19 protein-coding genes are annotated in these 26,461 nt (G+C 65.9%); 9 read left to right on the top strand and 10 right to left on the bottom strand.

Annotated features, from left to right (window positions below):
• Positions 1-2: 2 nt before the first annotated feature.
• Together EV641_RS18865 and metH are read right to left on the bottom strand one after the other, a co-directional pair.
• Positions 3-716 carry an HAD family phosphatase gene (locus tag EV641_RS18865; RefSeq protein ID WP_132473730.1) on the bottom strand — a complete coding sequence of 238 codons (714 nt, stop codon included), beginning with the start codon at positions 714-716 and terminating at the stop codon, positions 3-5.
• On the bottom strand, positions 709-4,278 hold the full coding sequence (gene metH / locus EV641_RS18860; protein WP_132473728.1) for a methionine synthase: 3,570 nt from the start codon (positions 4,276-4,278) through the stop codon (positions 709-711). The genes EV641_RS18865 and metH overlap by 8 nt, the downstream gene beginning before the upstream one ends.
• 51 nt (positions 4,279-4,329) lie before the next feature.
• On the opposite strand from metH, the gene EV641_RS18855 reads away from it, so the two are divergent.
• Together EV641_RS18855 and EV641_RS18850 are read left to right on the top strand one after the other, a co-directional pair.
• Complete coding sequence (locus EV641_RS18855; RefSeq protein WP_132473726.1) at positions 4,330-5,223, top strand: PAC2 family protein; 894 nt, start codon at positions 4,330-4,332, stop codon at positions 5,221-5,223.
• Complete coding sequence (locus EV641_RS18850; protein WP_054713465.1) at positions 5,220-6,362, top strand: MFS transporter; 1,143 nt, start codon at positions 5,220-5,222, stop codon at positions 6,360-6,362. Before EV641_RS18855 ends, EV641_RS18850 begins: the two co-directional genes overlap by 4 nt.
• 260 nt (positions 6,363-6,622) lie before the next feature.
• On the opposite strand, the gene EV641_RS18845 is transcribed toward EV641_RS18850, so the two are convergent.
• The gene (locus EV641_RS18845) at positions 6,623-7,084 is read right to left on the bottom strand and encodes a 6,7-dimethyl-8-ribityllumazine synthase (protein ID WP_054713466.1); all 462 of its coding nucleotides are present in this window, start codon (positions 7,082-7,084) and stop codon (positions 6,623-6,625) included.
• 124 nt (positions 7,085-7,208) lie between these two features.
• On the opposite strand from EV641_RS18845, the gene EV641_RS18840 reads away from it, so the two are divergent.
• The 5 genes from EV641_RS18840 to EV641_RS18820 all read left to right on the top strand — a co-directional run bounded on the left by EV641_RS18840 (position 7,209) and on the right by EV641_RS18820 (position 12,703).
• Positions 7,209-8,282, top strand: coding sequence for a helix-turn-helix domain-containing protein (locus tag EV641_RS18840; protein WP_241997348.1), 1,074 nt, complete (start codon positions 7,209-7,211; stop codon positions 8,280-8,282).
• A 65-nt stretch (positions 8,283-8,347) separates the two neighbouring features.
• On the top strand, positions 8,348-9,163 hold the full coding sequence (gene otsB / locus EV641_RS18835; RefSeq protein WP_054713467.1) for a trehalose-phosphatase: 816 nt from the start codon (positions 8,348-8,350) through the stop codon (positions 9,161-9,163).
• 41 nt (positions 9,164-9,204) lie between these two features.
• Complete coding sequence (locus EV641_RS18830) at positions 9,205-11,628, top strand: glycosyl hydrolase family 65 protein (RefSeq protein WP_132473724.1); 2,424 nt, start codon at positions 9,205-9,207, stop codon at positions 11,626-11,628.
• 15 nt (positions 11,629-11,643) lie between these two features.
• Entirely contained in the window at positions 11,644-12,423 is a 780-nt protein-coding gene (locus EV641_RS18825) for an HAD-IA family hydrolase (protein WP_054713468.1), read from the top strand.
• Complete coding sequence (locus tag EV641_RS18820) at positions 12,380-12,703, top strand: zinc ribbon domain-containing protein (RefSeq protein ID WP_054713469.1); 324 nt, start codon at positions 12,380-12,382, stop codon at positions 12,701-12,703. The genes EV641_RS18825 and EV641_RS18820 overlap by 44 nt, the downstream gene beginning before the upstream one ends.
• Positions 12,704-12,753: 50 nt before the next feature.
• On the opposite strand, the gene EV641_RS18815 is transcribed toward EV641_RS18820, so the two are convergent.
• The gene (locus EV641_RS18815) at positions 12,754-15,135 is read right to left on the bottom strand and encodes a phosphoketolase family protein (protein WP_132473720.1); all 2,382 of its coding nucleotides are present in this window, start codon (positions 15,133-15,135) and stop codon (positions 12,754-12,756) included.
• Positions 15,136-15,346: 211 nt separating this feature from the next.
• Here EV641_RS18815 and EV641_RS18810 point away from each other — a divergent pair, with 211 nt between their 5' ends.
• Positions 15,347-16,840 (top strand): glycosyltransferase family 39 protein, encoded by a 1,494-nt coding sequence (locus EV641_RS18810; protein WP_132473718.1) that lies wholly within the window; start codon positions 15,347-15,349, stop codon positions 16,838-16,840.
• 29 nt (positions 16,841-16,869) lie between these two features.
• Here EV641_RS18810 and EV641_RS18805 read toward each other — a convergent pair whose 3' ends face one another.
• The 4 genes from EV641_RS18805 to EV641_RS18790 all read right to left on the bottom strand — a co-directional run bounded on the left by EV641_RS18805 (position 16,870) and on the right by EV641_RS18790 (position 21,941).
• Positions 16,870-18,024 carry a tyrosine-type recombinase/integrase gene (locus tag EV641_RS18805; protein WP_132473716.1) on the bottom strand — a complete coding sequence of 385 codons (1,155 nt, stop codon included), beginning with the start codon at positions 18,022-18,024 and terminating at the stop codon, positions 16,870-16,872.
• 6 nt (positions 18,025-18,030) lie between these two features.
• A complete protein-coding gene (gene pepN / locus EV641_RS18800) occupies positions 18,031-20,526 on the bottom strand; it encodes an aminopeptidase N (protein WP_132473714.1) in 2,496 nt (831 codons plus the stop codon).
• 72 nt (positions 20,527-20,598) lie between these two features.
• Positions 20,599-21,051: an NUDIX domain-containing protein gene (locus tag EV641_RS18795; protein WP_054720242.1), complete on the bottom strand. Its 453-nt coding sequence runs from the start codon at positions 21,049-21,051 to the stop codon at positions 20,599-20,601.
• A gap of 41 nt (positions 21,052-21,092) precedes the next feature.
• Positions 21,093-21,941, bottom strand: a complete 849-nt coding sequence (locus tag EV641_RS18790; RefSeq protein ID WP_132473712.1) for an SDR family oxidoreductase — start codon at positions 21,939-21,941, stop codon at positions 21,093-21,095.
• Between the two features lie 141 nt (positions 21,942-22,082).
• On the opposite strand from EV641_RS18790, the gene EV641_RS18785 reads away from it, so the two are divergent.
• Positions 22,083-22,457 carry a helix-turn-helix domain-containing protein gene (locus EV641_RS18785; RefSeq protein ID WP_054717572.1) on the top strand — a complete coding sequence of 125 codons (375 nt, stop codon included), beginning with the start codon at positions 22,083-22,085 and terminating at the stop codon, positions 22,455-22,457.
• A gap of 100 nt (positions 22,458-22,557) precedes the next feature.
• Here EV641_RS18785 and rph read toward each other — a convergent pair whose 3' ends face one another.
• Together rph and EV641_RS18775 are read right to left on the bottom strand one after the other, a co-directional pair.
• Positions 22,558-25,173, bottom strand: a complete 2,616-nt coding sequence (rph, locus tag EV641_RS18780) for a rifamycin-inactivating phosphotransferase (RefSeq protein WP_132473710.1) — start codon at positions 25,171-25,173, stop codon at positions 22,558-22,560.
• Positions 25,174-25,382: 209 nt separating this feature from the next.
• Complete coding sequence (locus EV641_RS18775; RefSeq protein ID WP_241997347.1) at positions 25,383-26,288, bottom strand: alpha/beta hydrolase; 906 nt, start codon at positions 26,286-26,288, stop codon at positions 25,383-25,385.
• Between the last annotated feature and the right edge of the window lie 173 nt (positions 26,289-26,461).

The following is a 26,461-nucleotide window of genomic DNA, read 5'->3' as shown; positions in this document are numbered from 1 at the left end:
GATCACTGCCGCCCGGATGCGTGCAGCGCGTGCAGATCAGCCACCGAAAGACCTTCCAGCGTCGACCGGAACACCCGCCGCGACGAGGCCGGCACCGTCGTCAGCGACGGCACCACCAACACCGTGCACCCCGCCGCATCCGCAGCCGCCGCACCCGTCGGCGAATCCTCGACCGCGAGACACTGCGCCGGATCGAGCCCCAGCAACTCCGCTGCCCTCAGATACGGTGCAGGATCCGGCTTGCCCGCGGGAACCTCGTCCCCGCACACCGTGTGATCGAAGTGGTCGCGACCGAGGGTGTCGAGCGCGACATCGCACAACATCCGGCCGGTGTTGGTCACCAACGCCTGGCCGAGGCCCGCGGCACGAACCGCGCCCAGCGCGTCCCGCGCACCCGGGCGCCACGGCAACCCCTTCGCGAACAACACCGACATGTACGCGTTGAGCCAGTCCTCCGCGGCAGTCTGCTCATCCGGCGTCGGGTCGAGCCCGAGGCCGTCGAACGTCCGCCACACCGACAGATCCAGTGGGCCCCCGATCGTCGAGATCCGCACCTCCTCCGACATGGGCCCACCGAGATGCAGCGACAACTCGCGCATCCCGATGTCCCACAACTGCTCCGATTCGAGCAGCGTGCCGTCCATGTCCCACAACACCGCCTGCAACACACCCGCCCGTTTCGAGATGGCGGGTGCGTCGCCGATCAACTCAGACATTGAAGTACTTGGCCTCCGGGTGGTGCAGCACGAACGCATCGGTGGACTGCTCGGGATGCAACTGCAACTCCTCCGACAGCTCCACCCCGATCCGCTCCGGTTCGAGCAACTCGACGAGCTTGATCCGATCCTCGAGCTCCGGGCACGCGCCGTAACCGAAGGCGAAACGAGCACCCCGGTAGGCAAGCTTGAAATACTCGGCCACCTCGTCCGGATCCTCGTCGGCAGCGGTGCCGCCACCAGAAAACGCGAGCTCCTGCCGGATCCGCCGATGCCAGTACTCGGCCAGAGCCTCTGTCAACTGCACACCGATACCGTGCACCTCCAGATAGTCGCGGTACGAGTTCGACGCAAACAACTCGTTCGCGAAATCCGCGATCGGCTGACCCATCGTCACCAACTGGAACGGCCACACATCGACCTCACCCGACGCGATCGCATCCTCACGCGACCGCACGAAATCGGCGATGCACAAGAACCGCGACCGCTGCTGACGCGGGAACGTGAACCGGTACTGCTCCGGAGCATCCGGACGCGGCTCCGTCAGGATCACCACATCATCGCCTTCGGACACCGCCGGGAAATACCCGTACACCACCGCAGCATGCTGCAGAATGCCCTCGGTCGACAACCGATCCAGCCAATACCGCAACCGCGGCCGGCCCTCCGACTCCACCAACTCCTCGTACGTCGGACCGTCACCGGCACGCTGTCCCCGTAGACCCCACTGGCCCAGGAACAACGCCCGCTCGTCCACCAACGACGCATACTCCGCCAACGCGATCCCCTTGACCACCCGCGTCCCCCAGAACGGGGGCGTCGGCACCGGCAGATCCGCAGCCACGTCACTACGCTCGGGGATCACAGCCGGAGTCTCCTCCGCCTTGCGCTTCTCCGCGATCCGCTTGCTGCGCTCGTGCCGCGCCTTGCGCTCGGCTGCCTTGCGCGCGGCTTCGAGCGCCTCCGGGCTGTTCGGATCCGGACCCTCGCCGCGCTTGATCGCCATCACACGATCCATCAGTGTCAGTCCCTCGAACGCGTCGCGCGCGTACGACACCTCACCCGCATACACCTCGGCCAGATCGTTCTCGACGTAGCTCCGAGTGAGGGCCGCACCACCGAGAAGCACCGGGAACTGCTCCGAGACACCCCGAGAGTTGAGCTCCTCGAGGTTCTCCTTCATCACCACGGTCGACTTCACCAGCAGACCGGACATGCCGATCACATCGGCGCGCTTGTCGATCGCCGCTTCGAGAATCGTCGAAATCGGCTGCTTGATACCGAGATTGACCACCTCGTACCCATTGTTCGACAAAATGATGTCCACAAGGTTCTTACCGATGTCATGCACATCGCCCTTGACGGTCGCCAGGACGATCCGGCCCTTGCCGTCGTCGCCCGTCGACTCCATGTGCGGCTCGAGATGCGCCACCGCTGCCTTCATCACCTCGGCGGACTGCAACACGAACGGTAATTGCATCTGCCCGGACCCGAACAACTCACCGACCGTCTTCATCCCCGACAACAAGGTGTCGTTGATGATCGCCAGCGGCGGCACCGCCTTCATCGCCTCGTCGAGGTCTGCTTCGAGACCGTTGCGCTCACCGTCGACGATCCGCCGCTCGAGACGCTCGAACAGCGGCAACCCAGCGAGCTCCTGCGCGCGGGATTCACGCGCCGACGCCGCCGACACACCCTCGAACAGCTCCATCAGCTTCTGCAGCGGGTCGTAGCCCTCGCGGCGCCGGTCGTACACCAGATCCAACGCGACCTGTCGCTGCTCGTCGGGGATCCGTGCCATCGGCAGGATCTTCGACGCGTGCACGATCGCGGTATCGAGACCCGCCTCCGTGCACTCGTTCAAGAACACCGAGTTCAGTACCTGCCGCGCCGCCGGGTTCAGACCGAATGACACATTCGACACTCCCAGGGTGAAGTGCACCCGCGGATGCAGCCGGTGGAGCTCGCGGATCGCCCCGATCGTCTCGATCGCGTCGCGCCGCACCTCCTCCTGCCCCGTCGAGATGGGGAACGTCAACGCATCGACGATGATGTCGTCGGGATCGAGGCCCCAGTTCTCGGTCAGGTCCGTGATGAGACGCTCGGCGATACGCACCTTGTGCTCGGCCGTTCGTGCCTGACCTTCCTCGTCGATCGTCAGCGCGACCACCGCCGCGCCGTGTTCGACGACGTGCTCCATGATCCGCTGGAACCGCGAACCCGGCCCGTCACCGTCCTCGTAGTTCACCGAGTTCACGGCGCACCGGCCACCGAGATGCTCGAGACCCGCCCGGATCACGTCCGGCTCGGTCGAGTCGATCATGATCGGCAGCGTCGACGACGTCGCGAACCGCGACGCGAGCTCCGACATGTCGCGTGCACCGTCGCGACCCACGTAGTCGACGTTGAGGTCGAGCATGTGCGCGCCGTCGCGGATCTGATCCTTGGCGATGTCGAGGCACTTCTCCCAATCCGCGGCGATCATCGCCTCACGGAACGCCTTCGACCCGTTCGTGTTGGTGCGCTCACCGATCATCAGAATCGACGCATCCTGCTCGAACGGCACTGCCGTGTACAGCGACGACACACCCGGCTCGTGCTGCGGGGCCCGAGTCGCCGGCTGCGCCTCGCGCACCGCCTCCGCGACCTGACGGATGTGCTCCGGCGTCGTACCGCAGCACCCACCGACAAGCGCGAGCCCGAACTCCGAGACGAACCCAGCGAGCGCCGCCGCAAGCTCGTCCGGCAGCAGCGGGTACTCGGCCCCATTCTTACCGAGCACCGGCAGACCGGCGTTCGGCATCACCGACACCGGAATGCGGGCATGCTGTGACAAGTACCGCAGATGCTCGCTCATCTCGGCGGGACCCGTCGCACAATTCAGCCCGATCAGATCGATACCGAGAGGCTCCAACGCGGTGAGCGCTGCTCCGATCTCCGATCCGAGCAACATCGTGCCGGTGGTTTCCACCGTGACATGGGCGATGATCGGGATCCGCCGGCCTGCCTGCTCCATCGCGCGGCGACTGCCGATGATCGCGGACTTCGCCTGCAGCAGGTCCTGGCAGGTCTCGACGAGGATCGCGTCGGCACCACCGTCGAGCATGCCCATCGCGGCTTCGCCGTAGGCATCTCGCAGCACGTCGAACGGTGCATGGCCGAGGGTGGGCAACTTGGTGCCCGGACCCATCGAACCCAGCACCATCCGAGGTACACCGTCGGCGGACGGACCCATCTCGTCTGCCACCTCCCGTGCGAGCCGGGTACCACGCTCGGAGAGATCGCGAATGCGGTCGGAAATGTCGTAATCGGCGAGGTTGGGCAGGTTGCAGCCGAAGGTATTGGTCGAGACGATGTCGGCCCCGGCTTCGAAGTACGCCCGGTGGATCCCCTTGATCACATCCGGTCGAGTCTCGTTCAAGATCTCGTTGCACCCCTCCAGGTCACGGAAGTCGTCGAGCGACAGATCCGCAGCCTGCAACATGGTGCCCATCGCCCCGTCTCCGATGACAACACGCTGTTTCAGCGCATCGAACAAGGCAGAGTTCAGTGGGGTGGACATGGCAACCAGAGTAGTGGGCGCACAAACGGCACCCGGCCGTAGGCTGGATGGGTGAGTGCAAGTGAGTATCCCGAGACCCCGGAGCAGGCCGTTCCCGAGTTCCGCAACCCGGTGCTCGTCGCCGCGTTCGAAGGATGGAATGACGCCGGCGACGCCGCGACCGGGGCTGTCGAGCACCTCGAACTGATCTGGGACGCCGAACCCTTCGCCGAACTGGACTCCGAGGAGTACTACGACTACCAGGTCAACCGCCCCCAGGCCCGCCTCGTCGACGGCGTGACCCGACAGATCGAGTGGCCCGCGACCCGCCTGTCCGCGTGCTCCCCGCCGGGCAGCGACCGGGACATCGTGCTGCTACGCGGCATCGAACCCAACATGCGGTGGCGCAGCTTCTGCGACGCGATCCTCGAGCTCATCGACGACCTGGGTATCCACACCGTCGTGGTGCTCGGTGCACTGCTCGCCGACACCCCGCACACGCGCCCGGTACCGGTGACCGGCACCGCCTACAGCGCCGAAGCCGCCAAGCGGTTCAACCTCGAGAAATCGCGATACGAAGGGCCGACAGGCATCAACGGGGTTCTGCAGGATGCGTGCGTGCGCGCGGGAATCCCCGCCGTGTCTTTCTGGGCTGCCGTCCCCCACTACGTGTCGAACCCACCGAACCCCAAGGCCACGGTCGCGCTGCTGCGCCGCGTCGAAGACGTCCTCGACGTCGAGGTCCCCCTCGGTGAACTCCCCGCGCTCGCCGAGGAATGGGAAGAGGCCGTCACCTCGATGACCGAGGACGACGAAGACATCACCGACTACGTGCGCGGTCTCGAAGAACGCGGCGACGCCGAAACCGATATCTCCGATGTGATCTCCAAAATCGACGGCGACGCGCTCGCCGCCGAGTTCGAGCGCTATCTGCGACGAAGGGGCCCCGGCGGGTTCGCTCAGTGAGCGGATACCGCGAATCGCTCCAGCGCGCGGCACTGTACGTCGGCGGATTCCTCGGCCCGTTCGGTGGTGGCGTCGTCGTGTCGATGCTGCCCGAGATCGGAGAAGACACGGGAGTGTCCGCCGGAGTCGCCGCGACCACGGTCACCGCGTACTTGGGTGTGTTCGCCGTGTTCATGTTGTTCTCCGGAACCCTCGGCGCACGCTGGGGCCGGTTGCGGACTGTGCGTACCGCCTACGTGGTGTACGCGGTGGTCTCGGTCGCTGCGGCACTCGCGCCGACGTTCTCGCTGCTGATAGGCGCTCGCATGCTGCAGGGCGCAGGCAACGCGTTCACCACTCCCCTGCTGCTTGCAGCGTTGGCGGCGATCACTCCACGTGAGTCGCTGGGGCGTGCACTCGGCCTGTTCGGCGCGATGCAGGCGGCCGGGCAGACCACAGCACCGCTCGTCGGCGGTCTCGCCGCGGAGGTGAACTGGAGATGGGCATTCGTCGTCCTCGCTGCCGCGGCCGTCGTACTCGCGGTGATCGGCCTGCCCGACCGAATGGACGAGGACGAGGAAGGTCCGGCTCGACTACGGGACGCGCTACGTCCACGTGTGCTCCGTGTCGGAGTGGTCGCGCTCCTCGGCTTCGGCGCACTCGGAGGGTTGGGGTTTCTCCTGGCATTCCGTGTCGAAGACGACTTCGGTCTTTCCCCTGCAGGCCGAGGTGCGCTGCTCACCGTGTTCGGGCTGGCAGGCATCCTCACGGCCCGCCGTGTGGGAACGCTCATCGACCGGATCGGCGCGCATCGCTCGGTCCTGCTCGGCGCAGTGTCCGGCGCAGTCCTCCTCGTCGCGGCAGGGGCGTTGGGAAGCATCGCCGTCATCGCGGCGGTGTGGTTCGTCGCCGGTATTGCCTCGCAGTGCGTCCTGGTCGCAGCGAACGCCGCGGTCCTCGGCGACTCCGGAGGTAATCGGGGTGGGGCGGTCTCGGTGGTCCTGGCATTCCGATTCGGAGGCGCGGCCCTGGCACCTGCCGCGTTGACTCCCCTGTACGCCACACACCCGACCGCAGCATTCGTCGTCCCCGCTGTGCTGCTCGCAGTGATGGCGCCGCTGATGATGCCGTCGGATCCGGCGTCGGCGACCGACCGCTGAAGATCTGTTTGTCCGAGTTGTGGGTGAGGGAGGCTCTCAGAGCGGTGAATATTCTGTTTTTCTAGCCCTTCCGTATGGTTCAGAATATTTCAAAGAGTGGGCGTACCCGGGTCGGTCTTCGTACACAGCGAGTCGCTCGATCCAGGAGCCGGCCCCCGACCACTCGGATCCCCGTGCGCTCGCACTCACTACCCGAGTGGCTCGATGGCGTCTTGGTGTGGCCTACTTCCCCACCGAAGCCGAGAGCCCTCGGATCGCTGCTACTCCCCCATCGGGAGTGCGCGTAGAGACTTCACTGTCGCATCGACGGCACGTGCCGCTTCCGCACCCTTGGTGACGAAGTGGCGCGTGAAGTAGTTGATGTGCTCCTCGTGCTCGTGGAAATGGTGCGGGGTGAGCACAACCGAGAACACCGGAACATCCGTGTCGAGCTGCACGCGCATCAGACCGTCGATCACGGCTGTGGCCACGAAGTCGTGCCGGTAGATGCCACCGTCCACGACGAGCCCGGCCGCGACGATTGCGTCGTACCGCCCGGAGTGAGCGAGGCGCTGAGCGTGCAGAGGAATCTCGAATGCACCGGGAACCTCGAAGAAGTCCAGCGAGTCCTTCGCGTACCCGAGCGCGACGATCTCGTCGGTGAATCCTTCCTTCGCCTGGTCGACGATAGTGCGATGCCATGTGGCCTGGATGAACGCGAGACGGCGCGCGGTGTCACTCATGTCGATGAAGTTAGCGCATCGACGTACCCCACTTTGCGGCTTGTACCGATGTGACGTGCACGACAGCACCACTATTTCGTTTACCCTGGGTTTCCGTCTCGTACAGACTGGTAATGTGGCGGATGTGACGCAACAGGACTCATCGGATACGACCGAAGCCGCCGGCCCCAAGCCGGAACGGCCGATCGACATCTACCGCCGTGCGTCGGTCTGCCTCGAAGCCTGCCTCCCCCTGGGATGGACGATGTCCAGCGACAGACCCCGCTCCCCCGAGGCTCCCCAGCGATTGGTCGTCACCTCCCCCGACGGTGAGTCGGTGTCGTTCGCGATCGTCGCGTCCCGAGGCGTCCTCAGCGGCGACGTCGCGCGCATCGCAGCCGAACTCTCCGACTCCGACCGCGGCTTCGTGTGCGCGCACTACCTGTCCGATCCCGTGCGCCGGCAACTCGACCAGCACGGCATCTCCTACGCGGACGCCACCGGAAACCTCACTCTGGTCGCGTCCCGGCCCGCAGTATGGGTGCGCAATCGCGGAGCCGACGCAGATCCGTGGCGGGGCCCGGGACGCCCCTCCGGTGTGCTGACCGGAGAACCGTCCGACCGAGTGGTCCGCGCCCTCGCCGACCACTCCGGTGAGATGACCGTGCCGGAATTGATCAAGCTCTCCGGCGCGTCCACCGGCGCCACCTACCGCGTGGTGGAGGTACTCATGGAGCGGGAGTTCATCCGGCGCATCCCCCGCGGGGGCATCACCGAGGTGCGGTGGGAACAGATGCTGCGCGCCTGGGCCGCGGATCGGAAGATGTGCGCAACCCGTCGCTTCGCAGCGCCGGACGGTCTCGAGATCGTGCGGAACCAACTCGCCGAGCGAATCGACATCACCTACGCCCTCAGCGGTGTCGGTGCCACCGACTACTCAGAATCCGACGTCCTGGAACTGTATGCCGACGACCCCGACGACTTCGCCGGCGCATTGGGACTACGTCCCGTGGACCGCGGTGGCGACGTGGTGGTGGCGATTCCGTGGTCGCCGGTGGTGTTCGACCGCATGGATCGCACCCGGTCTCTGCGCAGCGTGGCGCCGTCACATGTGTACGCAGACCTGTTGTCGGGCCCGTTCCGCAATCAGGAAGCCGCCGAACACATGCGTGCACGCCTGACCGCAGACGAAGCGCACTGGCGTCGCCCCATCCACTGACCCGCTCGCCGGGTGCCTGTACGGTTCGAGGTGGCAGCACACGTACAACAGGAGGTTCGGCCGAGATGGATTCCACGTCGGCGGTCGAGGACCTCCCCTCAGCGCTCGACTCTGCAGCACTGGCAAGTCGATTGAGCGAACACAGGCCGGCGGTATTCCTCGACTACGACGGCGTGCTCACTCCCATCGTCGACAGGCCCGACGACGCAGTCCTGTCCGCCACGATGCGCACCACTGTCCGTGCGCTGGCCGACCGCTGCCCCGTGTGCATCGTCACCGGCCGCGACCGCGCCGTCGTCCAGCAATTGATGGGCATCGACGATCTCACCGTCGCGGGAAGTCACGGCTTCGATATCTGGAAGCCCGGTCAGGGCGTGATCTCCCCCGATTCCCTCGGCGACTTCACCGAACTCGTCGCCGACACCACCGCCACATTGCGCGAACGACTCGCCGACACCGACGGGGTCACCCTCGAACCGAAGCGGGCCTCGGTGGCTGTGCACTACCGGAACGCCGGGCCGCAGGCACGTCAGCACACACACGATGTCGTCCACGCGTTACTCGACGAGTTGCCTGATCGACTCGAGTTGATTCCCGGGAAAATGGTGTACGAACTGCGGCCGGCAGTCGACTGGAACAAGGGCAAGGCCGTCCTGCACCTGATCGAGGTGCTCGGCCTCGACTCCGACGACATCGTCCCGATGTACCTCGGTGACGACATCACGGACGAGGACGCGTTCGCTGCCATCCGCGGCACAGGAATCGGGATTCTCGTGGGCAGCCCCGATGACCCCGAAATGAAGAATCGGGTCACCGCAGCCGAATTCGGGCTCGCGTCGGTGGACGACGTGGCACGCTTCCTGTCCGAGCTGGGTAGATGACGACCATGTAGCCGAACGGTTCGGCCGCCAGGAGGTAATCCGTGTACGACCCCGAGTTCAGCCTCGAGTACGACCGGTTCGATCCCGAGGCGGAGGGCCTGAGGGAATCGATGACCTCGACCGGCAACGGGTACTTCTGTACCCGCGGCGCCGCCGAGTGGGAGGACACGAGCGAGGTCCACTACCCCGGCACCTACGCGCACCGCTGCTACAACCGCGAGACGACCATCATGGGCGGAAGTCCCGTCCACAACGAGGATCTGGTCAACCTCCCGAACTGGCTCGTCCTCAAACTGCGCATCGACGACGAGGACGCGATCCGCTTGTCGAATGTCGAAGTGCTGTCCTACCGGCACGTGTACGACATCCGTACCGCGACGGTCATCCGAGAACTTCGCTTCCGGGATCGGAACGGCCGCGAGACATCTCTGGTGAGTCGACGATTCGTCAGCATGGCGCATTCGCATCAAGGCGCACTCGAATGGACACTCACGCCTGAGAACTGGTCCGGCCGCGTCGAGATCGTCTCGGCCATCGACGGTCGTATGTCGAACCGCGCGGTTGCCCGTTACCGCGATCTCGAGGGTCGTCATCTCGATCCGGTCACACCTCGCACCTTCGCTCCTGACACGATCGCATTGAAGGTTCAGATCCGGCAGTCGGACATCTACATCGCGCAGGCTGCCCGTACCCGGGTGTTCTCCGGCAGCAATATCGAGCCCATCGACGTCGAGCGCGACCTGTATCAGATGGAGGACTACATCCAGCAGGTTCTGGCGTTCGATGTCACCGAGGGTAATGCGGTCCGCGTGGAGAAGATCGTGTCGATGTTCACCTCGCGTGACGATGCGATCACCGAGCCGCTCGCGTCCGCGGGCCGCCATGTGTTGCGTTACTCCGATTTCGCCGCGGCCTGGGACGAGCATGCCGCGGCCTGGGACGAGCTGTGGGACATCTGCGATATCCGGCTACCCAAGGAGCCCCGCACGCAGTTGCTGTTGCGCTTGCACGTCGCGCATGTTCTTCAGGTGTGTTCCCGTCACACCTCGCGTCTGGATGCGGGTGTTCCGGCCCGCGGACTCAACGGCGAGGCCTACCGCGGGCATGTCTTCTGGGATGAGTTGTACGTGTATCCGTTCCTGGATCTGAGGATCCCGGAGGTCACCAAAGGGCTGATCATGTATCGGTACCGGCGGTTGTCCGAGGCTCAGGCCGCGGCGGCCGAGGCCGGGTACCGGGGCGCGATGTACCCGTGGCAGAGCGGATCCGACGGAACGGAGGAGACCCAGCTCGTCCATCTCAATCCTCTGTCGGGTCTGTGGGATCCGGATCTGAGCCGTCATCAGCGACACGTGAGTGCGGCGATCTTCTACAACGTGTGGAGGTACTACCAGGCGACCGACGACTTCGAGTTCCTCGCCGACCAGGGCGCGGAGATGATGCTCGAGATCACCCGATTCTGGGCGTCGATAGCCCAGTACAACCCCGAGCGGGATCGCTACGAGATCCACGGGGTGATGGGGCCTGACGAGTTCCACGAGCACTATCCCGATTCCGACGAGGCCGGGTTGCACAACAACGCCTACACGAACGTGATGGTGGCGTGGATCGCGGCGAAGGCGATCGAGGTGCTCGAACTGCTGTCGACGAGCAGGCAGACGGCGCTGCGAGCAGCGTTGCGGGTGACCAACGAGGAGTTGCAGCGTTGGTCGGAGATGAGCCGGAAGATGTTCGTCCCGTTCCATGACGGGGTGATCAGTCAGTTCGAGGGCTACGAGAATCTCGACGAGATCGATTGGAAGCACTATCGCGCGGAGTATTCCAACATCCAGAGAATGGATCGGATCCTGCGTGCCGAGGGGCACGATCCCAATCGATTCAAGGTGTCGAAACAGGCCGATGCGGTGATGCTGTTCTTCCTGTTCGACGACAACGAGTTGCGGCCGATCTTCGAGCGTCTCCGCTACGAGTACGACCGGGATCTCGTGCGGCGCACGGTCGACTACTACGACGAGCGTTCCTCGCATGGGTCCACGCTCAGTTTCGTTGCGTACGCGGGTGTGCTGGCGGGATTCGATCCCGAGTCGTCGTGGGAGCGGTTCAAGGTGGCCCTCGAGAGCGATGTGAGCGACCTGCAGGGCGGTACCACCAAGGAGGGGATCCACATGGGTGTCATGGCCGGGACCTTGGATCTGGTGCAGCGCTATTACGTCGGTGCCCGGATCTACGACGGTGTGCTGGTATTCCGGCCGCGGCTGCTCCCTCACCTCGACGGGGTGTCCTTCTCCATGCGGTATCGGGGCACCCCGCTGCGGGTGCAGATCTCCGGTGAGACGTTGACGGTGTGTGCTGAGGTCGAAGGGTTCCGGGTGCCGGTACAGGTCGGAGTGAACGGAGAGACGGTGCAGCTCGGTGCGGGGCAATCACACGAGTTCCGGATCCCGACCACTCCCCTGCCGGCCTGATCGAGTGGGATCGCCATGACGCGCGAGGAAAGTTCGCCCGCAACAGGGTTCGCAGGTGTGATCTTCGACGTCGACGGGGTACTCGTCGACTCGCCCCACGAGGTGGCCTGGCGGGAGTCGCTGGCCGGGCTCATGACGGGCCCGTGGCGGGATGCGGCCGAGCGTTCTGTCTGGTCGCCGGACGCATTCACCTCCCGGGTCTACCGCGAGGTGCTGTCCGGGAAGCCGCGGCATGCGGGTGCGCTGGCCTGCCTCGAGTACTTCGAAGTCCCTGACGCGCAGCTCCGTGAGAGCGAGTACGCGGAGCGTAAGCAGGCGATGCTGCTCCGGTTGATCGAGGAGGGCCGGTTCGACGCGTATGCCGACGGGGTGCGATTGGTGATGGCGGTGCGGGCCGCGGGTATTCCCGTCGCGGCGGCGTCGTCCTCGAAGAATGCACACCGCTTCCTGCGGGCGATCCGGCTCGGGGATTACGGAGGTGACGACACAACTCTGCTCGACGTGTTCGACGCGGACCTGTCGGGTCGCGATTTCGCCGAGGGCAAACCGGATCCGGAAATCTTTCTCACTGCGGCGACCCAACTCGGCGTGACTGCGGAGAGGTGTGTGGTGGTCGAGGACGCGGTCAGTGGCGTCCAGGCGGCCAAGGCCGGCGCAATGGTCGCGCTCGGTGTGGCGCGCGCCGGCGACGAGCACGAGTTGGCGCAGGCGGGTGCGGATCTTGTCGTGACCTCGCTCGATGATGTGGATCGTGACGCGTTCGTCGACGGACGGCTTGCGCGGCGCGCACGCTGACCGGACGTATGTGTGTGAGCACTGCGGCCTGACGGTCGATCGTGATCGTAATGCCGCGATCAACCTCGCCCGCCTCGGCGAGACCCAGTGCACGGGTGCAACGGGGACCGGTACCGGGAGGAGCCCGGCCGCCACCGATTCGGGTGGGGACGGACGTGGAGCCACGCAGAAGACCCGATCCGCGGCAGCGGAGAAGGCAGCAGGCTGTGAAGCGTCAACCCGGCACGACAACACCGTCGGTCAGGCCGGGACTGTCGCATCGGAAGGTGAGGCTGCCTGATGACGAAGCAAACAGGGGCGTGCTCACGTTTGCTCACCAAAGGCAACGGTTCAGCGGCCGAGTCCGTGCCAGCGCCAGTCGGCGATCTCCGGCATGTCCTCGCCGTGCTTCCGGATGTACTGCCGGTGCCTGATCAGCGTGTTCTTCAGGTGTTCGCGCGCGTAGGCGGCCACTGGGAGGAGGTGTTCGACACGGTCGACGACGTCCAACGCCAGGTCGAATCGGTCGATCCTGTTGAGGACACACATGTCGAACGGGGTTGTCGTGGTGCCCTCTTCGATGTATCCGCGCACGTGGATGTTGTCGTGGTTGCGGCGGCGGTAGGTGAGCCGGTGGATGAGCCACGGGTATCCGTGGTACGCGAATACGACGGGTGTGTCTGTGGTGAACAGGGCGTCGAAGTCGGCGTCGGGTAGTCCGTGCGGGTGCTCTCGGTCGTCCTGGAGGCGCATCAGGTCCACGACGTTGACCACCCTGATCAGCAGATCGGGGAACCATTCGTGGAGGATCTCCACTGCGGCGAGGGTTTCCATGGTGGGGACGTCGCCTGCGCAGGCGAGTACCACGTCGGGTTCGGCGTCGCGGTCGGTGCCGGCCCAGTCCCAGATCCCGATCCCTTTGGTGCAGTGGACGATGGCATCGTCGATGGAAAGATACTGCGGCTGAGGTTGTTTACCGGCGACGATCACGTTGATGTACTGCCGGGTGCGCAGGCAATGGTCGGTGACCGAGAGAAGGGTGTTGGCGTCGGGCGGTAGGTAGACGCGGATCACGTCGGATTTCTTGTTGACGACGTGATCGATGAATCCGGGGTCCTGATGGGAGAACCCGTTGTGGTCCTGACGCCACACATGTGAGGTGAGAAGGTAGTTGAGGGACGGGATGGGGCGACGCCAGTCGATCCGGTTGGTGGTGCGAAGCCATTTGGCGTGCTGGTTCACCATCGAGTCGACGATGTGCACGAACGCCTCGTAGCAGGAGAACAATCCGTGTCGTCCGGTCAGCAAGTATCCCTCGAGCCATCCCTGGCAGGTGTGTTCGGACAGGATCTCCATGACTCGACCGTCGGGTGCGAGGTGATCGTCGGTCGGCAGGATCTCGGCATTCCATGTGCGATCGGTCGCGTCGAGGACGTCGTCCAGCCGGTTTGAGCTGTGCTCGTCGGGGGCGACCATCCGGAAGGTTGTCGGGTTGTCGCGCATGACGTCGCGGAGGAAGGTGCCCAGGATTCGTGTGGATTCGGCGAAGTCGTGTCCGTGGAGATCTACGGCCACGGCGTGGTCGCGGAAGTCGGGTAGTGCGAGATCCCGGATTGCGGGACCGCCGTTGGCGTGTGGATTGGCGCTCATGCGTCGAGGTCCGGTCGGGTTCAGGGCGCGCAGGTCCGGCACGGGTGTTCCGTTGTCGTCGAACAGTTCGTCCGGGCGGTAGCTGCGCAGCCAGTGTTCGAGGATATCGCGATGCTCGTCGTCGTCGCGAGCGTGCGCGAACGGCACTTGATGTGCCCGCCATGTGCCTTCGATCGGGAGCCCGTCGACCTCCACCGGTCCGGTCCATCCTTTCGGCGAACGCAGCACGATCATCGGCCACGACGGTCGATCGCTGTTGCCGGACAGTCGGGCTTGCTGTTGGATCTCGGTGATGCGGTCGAGACAGCGGTCCAGCGCGTCGGCGAAGTGCCGGTGCATGTATTCGGGGTCGTGACCCGAAACGACGATCGGTTCGTGTCCGTATCCGCGAAGGAGCGATTCGAGTTCGTCGTCGCCGATGCGGTCGAGAAGCGTGGGACCGGCGATCTTGTATCCGTTGAGGTGCAGGATCGGAAGTACGGCACCGTCGCGGCGTGGATCGACGAATTTGTTGGAATGCCAGCTCGCGGCGAGTGGGCCGGTTTCGGCTTCGCCGTCGCCGATGACCGCTGCGACCACGAGATCGGGGTTGTCGAACGCGGCGCCGTACGCGTGGGACAGCGAATACCCGAGTTCGCCGCCCTCGTGGATGGATCCGGGGGTCTCCGGGGCCACGTGACTGGGTATGCCCCCGGGGAACGAGAACTGGGTGAACAGGCGACGCATGCCCGATTCGTCCTGGGAGATGTCGGGGTAGATCTCGCTGTATGTTCCTTCGAGCCAGGCTGCGGCGACCGGCCCGGGCCCACCGTGGCCGGGCCCCATGATGTAGATCATGTCGAGATCCCGGGCGAGGATCACGCGGTTGAGATGCGCGTAGACGAAGTTCAGACCCGGGGTGGTGCCCCAGTGTCCGAGGAGGCGCGGTTTGATGTGCTCGGCTCGTAGTGGTTCACGTAGCAGCGGGTTGTCCATGAGATAGATCTGCCCGACGGACAGGTAGTTGGCGGCCCGCCACCATGCGTCGAGATCGTGGACGTCCCCATCGGTCAGGATGGTGGGTTCAGCGTCAGGGGTCTGCATCAGGCTCCTCATCGACGACAACCGACCGTGATGTTGTGCTGCACAACCGGCTCATTCGCGTACCCTCTGCAGGAACGGTACCCACCGCACAGGCGTCTCACTCGTCGATCTCGGATTCATTGGTGGGTGGCCCGTGAGGAGGCCGGCCGCGCCTGCGCGGCGTGGCCGTAGACACTCGCACGGATCGAGCAGCTTCGGGAGTTGAGTGCCCATGGCGTGGGCCCGAGCAGCGGAACAGCACACAGAGGGCGCTGCGTCCCTCGAGCAAGTGCAGGTGCACCCGTTTGCGGGCTGCGTCGTGTGGCCGATCGCGACGGTCGTTGCGCTCGCTCATCTCGTGGCCGCGGTGGCAGGGCGCAACGGTTATTGGTTCGACGAGGTGTACATGCTCGCGATCGGCCGCGATCACCTGGACTTCGGTTCCGCCGATCAGCCGCCGATCGCGCCGCTGTTGGCGGCGTTGTCGGATGTCGTCGCGCCGGGGTCGGTGGTGGTCCTGCGGTTGCCGGCCATTGCGGCAACGGTGGCGGGTGTCGTTCTCGCCGCATTGATCGCTCGCGAACTCGACGGCGATCGACGCGCGCAGGGTATGGCGGCGGCGGCCCAGGCCACGTCGATTTCGGCGGCGTTGTTCGGGCACTGGCTCACGCCGTACACGCTCGAACCGGCGCAATGGTTGCTCCTGTTGTGGTTGTTCGTCAGGTGGGTGCGTCTCCGCGACGACCGGTTGCTCTTGTTCGTCGGTGTCGTGGCAGGGATCGCCGCGGAGACGAAGTTCCAGTCGCTGTTGTTGTGTGGGTCGCTGGTCGTCGGAGTGTTGGTGTGCGGTCCGCGGGATGTGTTGCGCCGAAGAATGTTCTGGGCAGGTGTGGCAGTCGGAGCCGTGATCACCGCACCGACCCTGGTGTGGCAGGCACGCCACGGCTGGCCGCAGTTGCTGATGTCCGAGGTGGTGGCGGAGGAAGCAGAGGTGCTGTACGGAGGCCGGGCTTCGGTCACGATTCAAATGCTGGTGTGGGCCGGTGTGGCGGGCACGGTGCTCGTCCTGCTCGGATTGTGGTGGTTGCTGCACGATCGGGAGTTCCGCCACTATCGGTTTCTTGCGGTCGCCTTCCTTGCCTTGCTGATCGTCTTCACGGTCACTGCGGGGCGGCCGTACTATCTGACAGGGTTCCACGGCGCTCTGATCGCGGTCGGCGCGGTGGGATTGCAGCGGCGACGTGAACGGGGTCTGGACCGCTGGAGTTGGACGGTGTGGCCGGCTTTCGCTGTCAGTGCCGTGGTTGCCGGAATCATGCTGGCGGCGTCGGTGGGATTCTCCAACAGTGATGTGGGTGAACGGATAGCGGACACCACGGCAGCGGCGTACCGGGAGTTGCCACCGGACGGGCGCGACCGAACGGCAGTGATCGGCCAGTCGTACATCATCGCTGCGTACCTCGATGGGTACGCGGCGACGGTCGACCTGCCCTCCGCCCATAGCCCGAACCGCGCCTACGGATATTTTCCGCTGCCCGACGACTCACAGACCGATGTGCTGTTCGCAGGGACGGATCCGTCGGCGCTCGCGCCGTTCTTCACCGAGGTGACGCAGTTGCGAGCTCCGGTGAGCGACGAGATCGACACCCGAGTGTGGTTGCTGTCGGGCCGCACCGAGGCGTGGAGCGGGATCTGGCCGCAGGTTCAGACGTTGCGGGTGGGCTGACCCGGCCCGCCTGCAGGCGGAGAGAATGTTCAGAGCCCGAGGCGGGTCACGGCGTTGGCGACCAGGCCGGCGTGCTGACGGCTGTAGAGCGCGACCATGCGTTCGTCGGCGTGCCCGGTCTGGGTCATGATCGTCTGGGTGGTGGCTCCGCCGCGGACGGCCTGGGTGACGAACCCCGCGCGCAGGCTGTGTCCTCCGAGGGTCGCGACGAGTTCGTCGCTGAATCCGGCGCGGCGGGCGCGGCGTTGGATCATCGAATGCACGGATTGCCCGGACAGTGCTCCGGCACCGAGTGACCCGGTGCGGTGCACCGGGCGGAACAGTGCACGGTTGCCGCCGGGTTTCGTCCCGGAGGCGAGGCCCCGGCAGCAATGTTGCATCGGACCCCCGTCGCCGTGCTCGAGTAGCGCCGCAACGGCGGGTCTGCCTCCGTCGTCCCAGGTGTCGAGGACTTCACGCCAGCGCCGATACGCGCACACCGGGCAGGTGTGCGGGTCGTGGCCGTGCGGGAGGGTGACGGTGCGGCCGCGCGCAGTGCGGTCGGTTTTGGACTGGCGCACGGTGACATAGAGGCCGTCGGCACGGTGTGGGACGACGTCGGCAACCGTGAGGGAGGTCAGTTCGGAGCGGCGCAGTGCCCCGGCGAGTCCCATGAGTAGTAGGGCGGCGTCGCGGCGTTCGGCGGCGCGTTCGGCCCAGCCGGCGGTCGCGGCGTCGGTTCGCATGTGGGTGAGGATCGTGCGTATGTCGTCGGTGAGCAGCGGGGTGCGCCGGGCGGGTGGGGTGGCACGGTCTCGGCGGATTCCGCGGAGGAGTTCGCGGACCGATTCGTGCTGCCCGGGTTTCGGATATCCGGCCAGGGAGTGCATCTTGTTGATGGTCGAGACCCACCGGGACAGGGTCGAGGGTGCGTAGGCGTAGCGGCCGTCGGCACGCACTTCGACCGATTTCTCGGTGACGAACCAGGAGATCTGGTCGGGTGTCGCAGGGAGCGGGGAGTGCCCGGTGCTGTGGCACCAGCGGGTGTAGGTGTCCCAATCGTTCAGTTGCGCCGCACGGGTGTTGTCGGATGCGGCCTTGTCCCGCAACCGGCGCATTGCGTCGGTGATGGTGTCCGGAGGTTGCGGGGTGTGGTGGGCGAGGTCTGCCGGGGTGACGACGTCGGGACCGTGTTCGGTGTTCATGGTCGGTCAGGCCTTGTTGGCGTGTTGGACGCGCAGGTCGCGGGCGAGGTGGTCGCGTTGTTCGACGACGAGGCGGCGCAGTGCGCCGGGGGCGTCGGCGTTCGCTGCGAGCCACGCGTCGACCTGGTCGAGGGTGTCCGTGGCGGGGAACAGTCCGAGGACGATGCGGCGGGCGATCTCGATGCTGCGTTCGGACCAGGTGTCTCGCAGGATCGCGAAGTAGTCGCTGTCGTAGGGGCCGGTGAGGTCGCGGCGCGCACCGGCACGGAAGCCACCGATGGTCGCGTCGAGGTGGTCGTTGGTCAGTGCGTGGTCGGCGCAGATCGCCGCCCACGCGTGGGCTTTGACCTCTGCCCGAGGGCGAGCCGTCATCGCCCGCAGGTGGGCGGTGCGGCCGGTGGCGGTGTCGTCGCGACGCAGTTCGTCGTCGAGGTCAGGTTTGTCGGCGTACCCGGTGGCGGTCAGTGCCGTCCACCAGGCCCATCGCAGATCTGCGTCGAGTGCGAGTCCGGACGGTGCGGGTGTGGCTCCGTCGAGTATCGCTCGGAGGTCGGCGGCGCGGTGAGCGTCCATGGCGGCGGCAGCGCCGACTGCGCGGGCGAACGCGAGTTGGGCACCGCTGCCGGGTTGGGCGCTGCCGAGTCCGTGCCACACTGCGTCGAGCCACGCCGCGCGCGCGTCGGGGCGGGCGGCGGCAGGAAGGTAGTGCTCGATGGCGGCGGGCGCGTTCGCGAGGACCGCGGTGAGCAGCGATAGGTTCGGTTCGTCGGTCGAGAAGCGCCTCGTCATGGCGATGTAGCGGGTGGCGGTGAGGTCGCCGTCGCGGGTGGCGTTCCACAGTGCCGACCAGATCAGGCCGCGTGCGAGGGGGTCGCGGACGCGGTCGAGTGAGGATTCGACGGTGTTCAGGGAGCGTTCGTCGAGGCGGATCTTGGCGTAGGTGAGGTCGTCGTCGTTGAGCAGGATCAGGGGTGCGTCGGGTAGGTCGATGCCGGTGCGGGCATCGTCGATGTCGATCTCGACGCGGTGAGCGCGGATGAGGTCGCCGGCGGGGTCGTGGTCGTAGCAGCCGACGGCGAGCCGGTGGGGTCGCGGTTCGGTCTGCACGATGTCGTACCGGCCGTCACCGGCGGGTTCGAGGGTCAATGTGGAGACACCGGTGGTCTGCAGCCACGCGCGCGCCCATTCGGTGAGGTCGCGGCCGGAGGTAGTGGACAGTTCGCTGAGCAGGTCGTCGAGCGTGGTGTTGCCGTAGGCGTGCGCGCGGAAGTAGCGGCGGGCGCCCTCGAAGAACGCGTCACGGCCGACGTACGCGACGAGTTGCTTGAGGACGCTGGCACCTTTGGCATAGGTGATGCCGTCGAAGTTCAGTTTGGCGGCTTCGAGGTCGACGATGTCGGCGACGATCGGGTGGGTGGTGGGGAGTTGGTCCTGCAGGTACGCCCAGGCTTTGCGGCGGTTGGCGAAGGCAACCCAGGCATCGGTGTATTTCGTGGCTTCGGCGCTCACAAGAGAACCCATGTAGTCGGCAAAGGATTCTTTGAGCCACAGGTCGTCCCACCACTTCATGGTGACGAGGTCGCCGAACCACATGTGTGCCATCTCGTGCAGGATCGTGTTGGCACGGGCCTGGTACTGGGCTTCGGTGGCGGCGCCGCGAAAGACGTAGGCCTCGGTGAAGGTGACACAGCCGGGGTTCTCCATGGCTCCGAGGTTGTATTCCGGGACGAACACCTGGTCGTATTTGCCGAACGGGTACGGGTAGTCGAAGTGTTCGGCGTAGAAGTCGAGGCCCTCGCTGGTGACCTGGAGGATCTCGTCGGCGTCGAGGTGTTCGGCGAGCGAGGCGCGGCACAGCAACCGCAGCGGCACCGTGAGCTCTCCCCTGCTCCATGACGAGTCGACGCGATGGTAGGGCCCGGCGACGATGGCGGTGATGTAGGTGGAGATCGGCAGGGTCGGGGCGAAGGTCACGGTCTGGTTGTCGCCGCCCCGCTGGCGGTGGTCGACGACTTGGTTCGAGATGACCTGCCAGTGTGCGGGTGCGGTGACGACGAAGGTGTGCGCGCCCTTGAGGTCGGGTTGTTCGAAGCACGCGAACACGCGGCGCGCGTCGGCCGGTTCGTATTGGGTGTAGAGGTAGGTTTCGCCGTCGACGGGGTCGAGGAAGCGGTGCAGGCCCTCCCCTGATCTGCTGTAGCGGCCGGTGGCGACGATGGTGACGACGTTGATCTCGCGGAGGCCACTGACGGTGATCCGTGCACCGTCGTAGACGACGGGGATCAGGTCACCGTTGACAGTCACGGATTCGACCGAGTCGCCGAGGAAATCGAGCCAGGTCTCCGGCGTGGACGCGGTGAACTCGATGGTGGTCACCGTGGGGAAGCCGGTGCGATCCGGGTCGACGGCGCCGCGCAGGTCGAGCTCGACGTGGTACGAGTGCACGTCGAGAGCGCGGGCGCGCGCGGAGGTTTCGGCTCGGGACAGGTTGGCGGAACTCACGGATTCGATCCTGCCATCCCCGCGCCGGTTTCTGGTCGGCTCCGGTCGGTGTGCGTGTGTCGGCGGGTCCAGTTATCGGCGGGTCAGGGTCGTCCAGTCGGGATCGAGGTGGCCGAGGAACAGATCCTGCTCGTCGGCGAGCGGGCCCGGTAGTGGTAGCGACACGAAACGGCACGCGAACTGTAGTCCCGCGTCGGTGTCGGTGCCGCGGACGGTGTGGATCCAGGAGTCGTGGCTGTCGTCGGAGGCACGGAGGTGAAGGACGTGGGTGTGGCGGAGTTGCCCGGTGATCGGGTGCGGTCGGTGATCGATACCGACCGCACCGATCACCGTGCAGCGGTCGAGGCCGGTTTCTTCGGTGACTTCACGGAGCACGGCCGTGTGCGGGTCTTCGCAGGCTCGGATGCCTCCGGCGGGGATCTGAGTGCCCGCGTCGGGAGTTCCGACGTGGTCGAACACGAGCAGCTCGGGTGCTGTGCGGTGGCGGATCACATAGGCGGCGACGCGTCTCCGGGGTGTGGACATCGACTCAGTATTCAGGTGTGCTCTTCCAGGTGCGCTGAGTGTCAGGCACCGAGGACGTCGGCCGGCGGGGTGGAGGGGCGGCCGGTCAGTCGGCGCAGATCGTCGCGATCGGTGTCGAGTGCGCCTGCGGCGATTCCTGCATCGGAGTCGGCGAGTATCCGCGCGAACGGCGCCGGCACTCCGGCGCCTTCGAGTATGGTGGCGTATTCCGCCTGCGGTAGGTTTTTGTAGGTGACGTCGGTTCCGAGGATGCGGGAGAGGACGTCGGCGATGTCGGCGTAGGTGAGGTGCTGGTCGCCGCCGAGTTCGTAGGTGGCGCCGTCGTGGCCGTCGGTGGTCAGGACTGCGGCGGCTGCGTCGGCGAAGTCCTTGCGTGCGGCTCCGGCGACGCGCCCGGTGCCGGCCGCTCCGAACAGTGCGCCGGTGGCCTTGGCCGTGTCGACGGCCGACTCGTAATTCTCCCAGTACCAGCCGTTGCGCAGCAGCGTGTGGGCGATTCCGGACTCGGCGAGCAGTTCTTCGGTGGCCTTGTGCTCGGCGGCGAGCGCCAGAGGGCTGGTGTCGGCGGCGAGGATCGAGGTGTAGGCGATGGATCGGACTCCGGCTGCCTTGGCTGCTTCGATGAGGTTGGTGTGTTGCGGCAGTCGCTGGCCGACCTCGCTACCGGAGATGAGGAGCAGCTTGTCGACGCCGGCAAGAGCCTCGCGGAGTGCAACGGGATCGGCGTAGTCGGCGGCGCGGATCTGGACGCCGGCGGCGGCGAGATCGGTTGCCTTGGCGGTGTCACGGACGATCGCGACGATGTTGTCGGCGGGGACGCCGCGTTCCTGCAGTGCGGCGATGGCCAGACGACCGAGGTGTCCGGCTGCTCCGGTGACGGCGATGGTCATGTGTCTCCTCCTGTTGGGTCCGCTCGCCGAGGCGCGCAAACTCTCGAGCTTCGACTTCCCCACCATTTATACGCTTACTTTTCAATAGCGCAATTTTTTCCCTAGCGCTTCTCGCCGGTTCGCGAGATAGAATGGACCGCCATGAGCACCGCCGACCTCCCCGAAGCCAATGTCTTCGCGCGCAACTGCGCGTCCCGGCCCGTGCTTCAGAACATCACCGGACGCTGGGGTGCCCTGGTACTCGCAGCCCTGTCCGAGGAGACCCACCGCTTCTCCGAACTGCGCCGCCATGTGGACGGCATCAGCGAACGGATGCTCTCGCAGACCCTGCAGACCCTCGAACGCGACGGCCTGGTACATCGAGAGGTCCTCACGACCATCCCCCCGCACGTCGAGTACTCGCTCACCGATCTGGGACGCCGGATCGTCACCCCGCTGCTCACCCTCCTGCACCTCGTGGAAGACAGCGTGCCCGAGATCATCGCGGCGCAGATCGAACATGATCGCAGCCGCTGAGCGTTCACACCTCGGGCGACGGCAGTTCGCGACCCACACCGGAGATCTGTGGGCGCAAGACCGTGAAGTTCCTTGTCGGACAAGCACATCAACGCGCTGGTCACATCGGATCGGAGAGGATCTCGACGTACCCGTCCGTTCCGTTGACGCGGATCCGCTGCCCGTCGCGTATCGAGGCGGTGGCGTCCGGCACCGCGACGACGGCGGGCAGTCCGTACTCCCTCGCGATCACCGCACCGTGTGTCATCAGTCCGCCCACCTCGGTGACCAGACCCGCGATCGTGACGAACAGCGGCGTCCAGCTCGGGTCGGTGTAGGCGGTCACCAGGATGTCGCCCGCTTCGAGGTCGGCCTGCCCGATATCGGAGACCACGCGGGCGCGTCCTTCGACGACCCCTGTGGACACCGCCAGGCCGGGTAACGCACCGGTGGGAAGATCCTCGCGGCGGTACACACCGGTGACGATCTCACCGTCCGAGGTGAGCACGCGCGGCGGTGTGAGCGTTCGGAACGCACGGAACTCCTCTTCCCGTTCACGGAGGAGTTCGGCGGAGGCGTGTTGTGTGCGCACGACCTCACGGAGTTCGTCGAAGCGCAGATAGAAGATGTCGTCTGCTCGTCGAAGCACCCCGGCCTGGACGAGGCGTTCGGCTTCGCCGAGTAGCGCCTGTTTGTAGACGAAGTAGCGAGAGACCATTCCGTACTTCGGATATTCGCGATAGCCCGCGAAGGTGCGGACGCGGTCGATCATCGCTTTGGTCTCGCCCGCCTTGCGGGCCCCGTCCGGCAGAGCGTGGAGCCGCTCGAGTACCTCGTGCTCCTTCTGCTGCGCCGCGCGCAGTCCGTCGTCGAAACGTCGGCGGGCAGCGCCCGGTTCGAAGTTCGTGATGTTGCCGAGGAGGGTCGGGACGAGCGCGGTGGGGTTTTCGCGCCATCGTGGCCTGGTGATATCGATTTCCCCGACGCAGCGCATTCCGTACTTGTCGAGGTACGAGTCGATGGCGTCGCGGGCTTCTTGTCCGCCGGGGACCGTGACGAGTGCATCGAGGAAGTGCGCATCGTCGATTCCGGTGTCCTCGACACGGCGGAGGAATGCGACGACCTCGGGATGCGGCCTGATCACGTCGGCGACGTCGAGCAGCTCGAGACCCATTTCGGAGGTGATGTTGTGGGGAACGGATTGGGTGAGGGCGTCGATGGCGTTCTTCTCCCCCAACCACTCGTCGAGGTTGTCGCGGAGCCAGGTTGCGCCATCCAACGAAGCCATGATCGCCTGATAACTCTTCGGTGCGAACAGGATCCGGCGTAGTTTGTGGATGTCTGCGTCGATGAAGTCGAGGAGCGCTAGGCCGGTTCGGGAGCGGATGCCGCGGACCAACGCCGAGGTGGAGGCTTCGGTGTCTGCGATCAGTTCGGTGACGAGCGTGTCGTCTGTCTCGATCGGGACGGGTGGGGCAGCGGCAGCCGGTATCCCGTCGGAGGGTGCATCCGGGAGGGTCCGAACGAAGCCGCGCTCGACGATGGTGCGCAGTGCGTCGCCGACGAGTGGTTCGGAGCTGCCGAGCGCCGCCACCAGCCCTTCGCTCGCCGCGGGTGAGGCCAACCGTTCGGTGACGTCGACGAACAGCCGGCCTCCCGCGTTGCGCATGGGTGCTGTGCTCGTCATCTGCCATACGGACAACCCGAGCGGTTTCATGGCGTCGGTCATCATCTGCTGGTGGCCGACCGACACGTACACGCGGTGGGTGTCGTCGGCGGCTTCGGGGATCGGGAACAGTGTGGTGATGGGCCGGCTCTGGACGATCCGGAATTCGTTGTCGGCGAGGCACCATTCGATGTCCTGGGGGCGTCCGAAGTGGGTTTCGATGTCGCGGCCGAGTTGTGCGAGGCGCACTGCCTGCTCATCGGTCAGCACCGGCCGGGTCTGCTGCTCCGGTTCGAGGGTGCGGATTTTCGTTCCGCCTGCCGGATCGGCCTCGACGGCGAGTTCTTTCCTGGCCACTGTCCTGTCCGTGACGTCGCCGTCGCGCACCGTGTAGACGTCTGGGTTGACGAGGCCGGAGACGAGGGCTTCGCCGAATCCGAATCCGGCGTCGATGGAGACCACGGTGCGATCGGAGGTGACGGGGTCTGCGGTGAACAGGATCCCGGACGCCTGCGGGAACGCTATGCGCTGCACGATGACCGCCATGTGGATCGTGCGGTGGTCGAACCCGTTCCGAATGCGGTAGGTGACGGAGCGTTCGGTGAACAACGATGCCCAGCACCGGCTGATGTGCTCGAGGATCTCCTGCGCTCCGATGACGTTGAGGTAGGTGTCCTGCTGACCGGCGAACGAGGCGTTCGGCAGGTCCTCGGCGGTCGCGCTCGAGCGCACGGCATACGCGTCGCGTTCTCCGAGTGCAGCGTGTGCGCAGGCGATCGCCGCCGTCACTTCGTCGGGAATCGTGCACTCTTCGATCGCGCGGCGGATCTCGGCGCTCGAGGTGCTGATCTGCTCGCGGTCGTTGTCGTCCAGCCCCGCGAGCCGATCGATCAGCGCGTGTACCCGGGGTGTTTCGGCGATGACCCGACGAAAGGCATCCGTCGTCACGCAGAACCCTTCCGGCACTTGTGTGCCGGCGAGGCGTGCCAATTCGCCGAGGTTCGCGCCTTTTCCTCCGACCTGTGCAATATCGGTGCGGTCGATCTCGTCGAAGCCCAGCACGTAACCCATTCGCTGCTCCTCACCTGTGGTGTCGACATGTGAGAGGCGAGTATGGACCACTTTTCGGGGTCTCATGAGCGGCACCGATCGTGTATAACGTGAAAGGGGGACGGGGAATTCTCAGGCAGTCGGTCCGATCTGGACAATCCTCATCAGTTGGTGCTCGATCCGACGGTGGGCGTCCGATATTTCGATACACCTACCGTCATTACCGGCACCTATTGTCCGGGCCGCACGGATCGTGGTGCTCGCAGTCGGTCGACGATGACGCCTCGGGCAGCTCGGCCCTCCGGTGTGGGGGTGAGCGGGTAGACGTGCAGAAGCCCGTCGCCGGGGTGATAGTCGACGTCGACGCCTGCGGTCGTCGCCTTCTCGACGACCAGGCGCGTGTCGGGGTAGATGATGTCGCGGGTGCCGATGAACACGGTGAGCGGTCCGAGGCCGTGCAGGTCGGCGGCGAGGGGGCTGACCCACGGGTGGTCGAGGGCGAGGTCGCGGCGCCAGTGGTCGATGAACACGCGGGTGCCCTCGCGGGCGAGCCACGGATCGGTGGGTTGGACGAGGTCGATCTCAGGGTTGGACAGAGACAGGTCGAGCGCCGCCGAGATGAGCACCGTGCGTGGCAGTGTCAGCGCGTGCTCGTCGCGCAGGGCGATTGCGGCCGAGAGCGCGATCTGCCCGCCGGCGGAGTCACCGGCCAGGCATACGGTGCCGTACCTGTCGTGGTTGGCCCGGACGAGTTCGGCGATCGCCGGGACGACCTGCCCTGCGGTACCGAACGGCACCAGTGGGTAGATCGGCACCGTGACGGTCGTCTGTGCCTCCGAGGCGATCTGCGCCGCGAGATGCCAGTGCTGCGAGACGATTTCGTTGACCCATCCGCCGCCGTGGACGTAGACGGTGTTGCCGTGGGGTTCTCTCGCGGCGGGGACGATCGTGTAGATCGGCCACTGCCCGCTCCGGTCGATGGTCACTGTCACGTCGCGGCGCAAACGGGCAGGCGGCCCGTAGGGTCGCGGTCGGAGCGAGACGTCCTTCAGATGGTTGCGCGCGGTGGCCGGGTCGAGGTAGTTGCGGTTTCGGCGCATCGCTTTGATGACCGTGGGCAGTAGACGGCTCGGCACGCTCGGCACCGTGTCCTCCTGTAGTCGAGGGTGGAGCCGGGCAGCGCGATCGGATCCCTTCCCGGCGTCGATGCCCACTCTAGTGGTGTGTCTCTGAATTAGCTGATCTTTTCGAGGGCGACGCGCCCACGCGCGACTTTCGCCAGGATGGACTCGGCAGTAGCGGTCCACAC

This window comes from Rhodococcus sp. SMB37 (assembly GCF_004345605.1).
In the GTDB taxonomy this organism is placed as follows: domain Bacteria; phylum Actinomycetota; class Actinomycetes; order Mycobacteriales; family Mycobacteriaceae; genus Rhodococcus.
This window is presented reverse-complemented; position numbering and strand designations above follow the sequence as displayed.

Coding starts and splice junctions, on each gene's coding strand:
- EV641_RS18785 (WP_054717572.1), top strand. CDS start 22,083: ATGAGCACCGCCGACCTCCCCGAAGCCAATGTCTTCGCGCGCAACTGC.
- EV641_RS18795 (WP_054720242.1), bottom strand. CDS start 21,051: ATGTCCACACCCCGGAGACGCGTCGCCGCCTATGTGATCCGCCACCGC.
- EV641_RS18845 (WP_054713466.1), bottom strand. CDS start 7,084: ATGAGTGACACCGCGCGCCGTCTCGCGTTCATCCAGGCCACATGGCAT.
- EV641_RS18810 (WP_132473718.1), top strand. CDS start 15,347: ATGGCGTGGGCCCGAGCAGCGGAACAGCACACAGAGGGCGCTGCGTCC.
- otsB (WP_054713467.1), top strand. CDS start 8,348: ATGGATTCCACGTCGGCGGTCGAGGACCTCCCCTCAGCGCTCGACTCT.
- EV641_RS18815 (WP_132473720.1), bottom strand. CDS start 15,135: ATGCAGACCCCTGACGCTGAACCCACCATCCTGACCGATGGGGACGTC.
- EV641_RS18865 (WP_132473730.1), bottom strand. CDS start 716: ATGTCTGAGTTGATCGGCGACGCACCCGCCATCTCGAAACGGGCGGGT.
- EV641_RS18805 (WP_132473716.1), bottom strand. CDS start 18,024: ATGAACACCGAACACGGTCCCGACGTCGTCACCCCGGCAGACCTCGCC.
- metH (WP_132473728.1), bottom strand. CDS start 4,278: ATGTCCACCCCACTGAACTCTGCCTTGTTCGATGCGCTGAAACAGCGT.
- EV641_RS18825 (WP_054713468.1), top strand. CDS start 11,644: ATGACGCGCGAGGAAAGTTCGCCCGCAACAGGGTTCGCAGGTGTGATC.
- rph (WP_132473710.1), bottom strand. CDS start 25,173: ATGGGTTACGTGCTGGGCTTCGACGAGATCGACCGCACCGATATTGCA.
- EV641_RS18790 (WP_132473712.1), bottom strand. CDS start 21,941: ATGACCATCGCCGTCACCGGAGCAGCCGGACACCTCGGTCGTCTGGCC.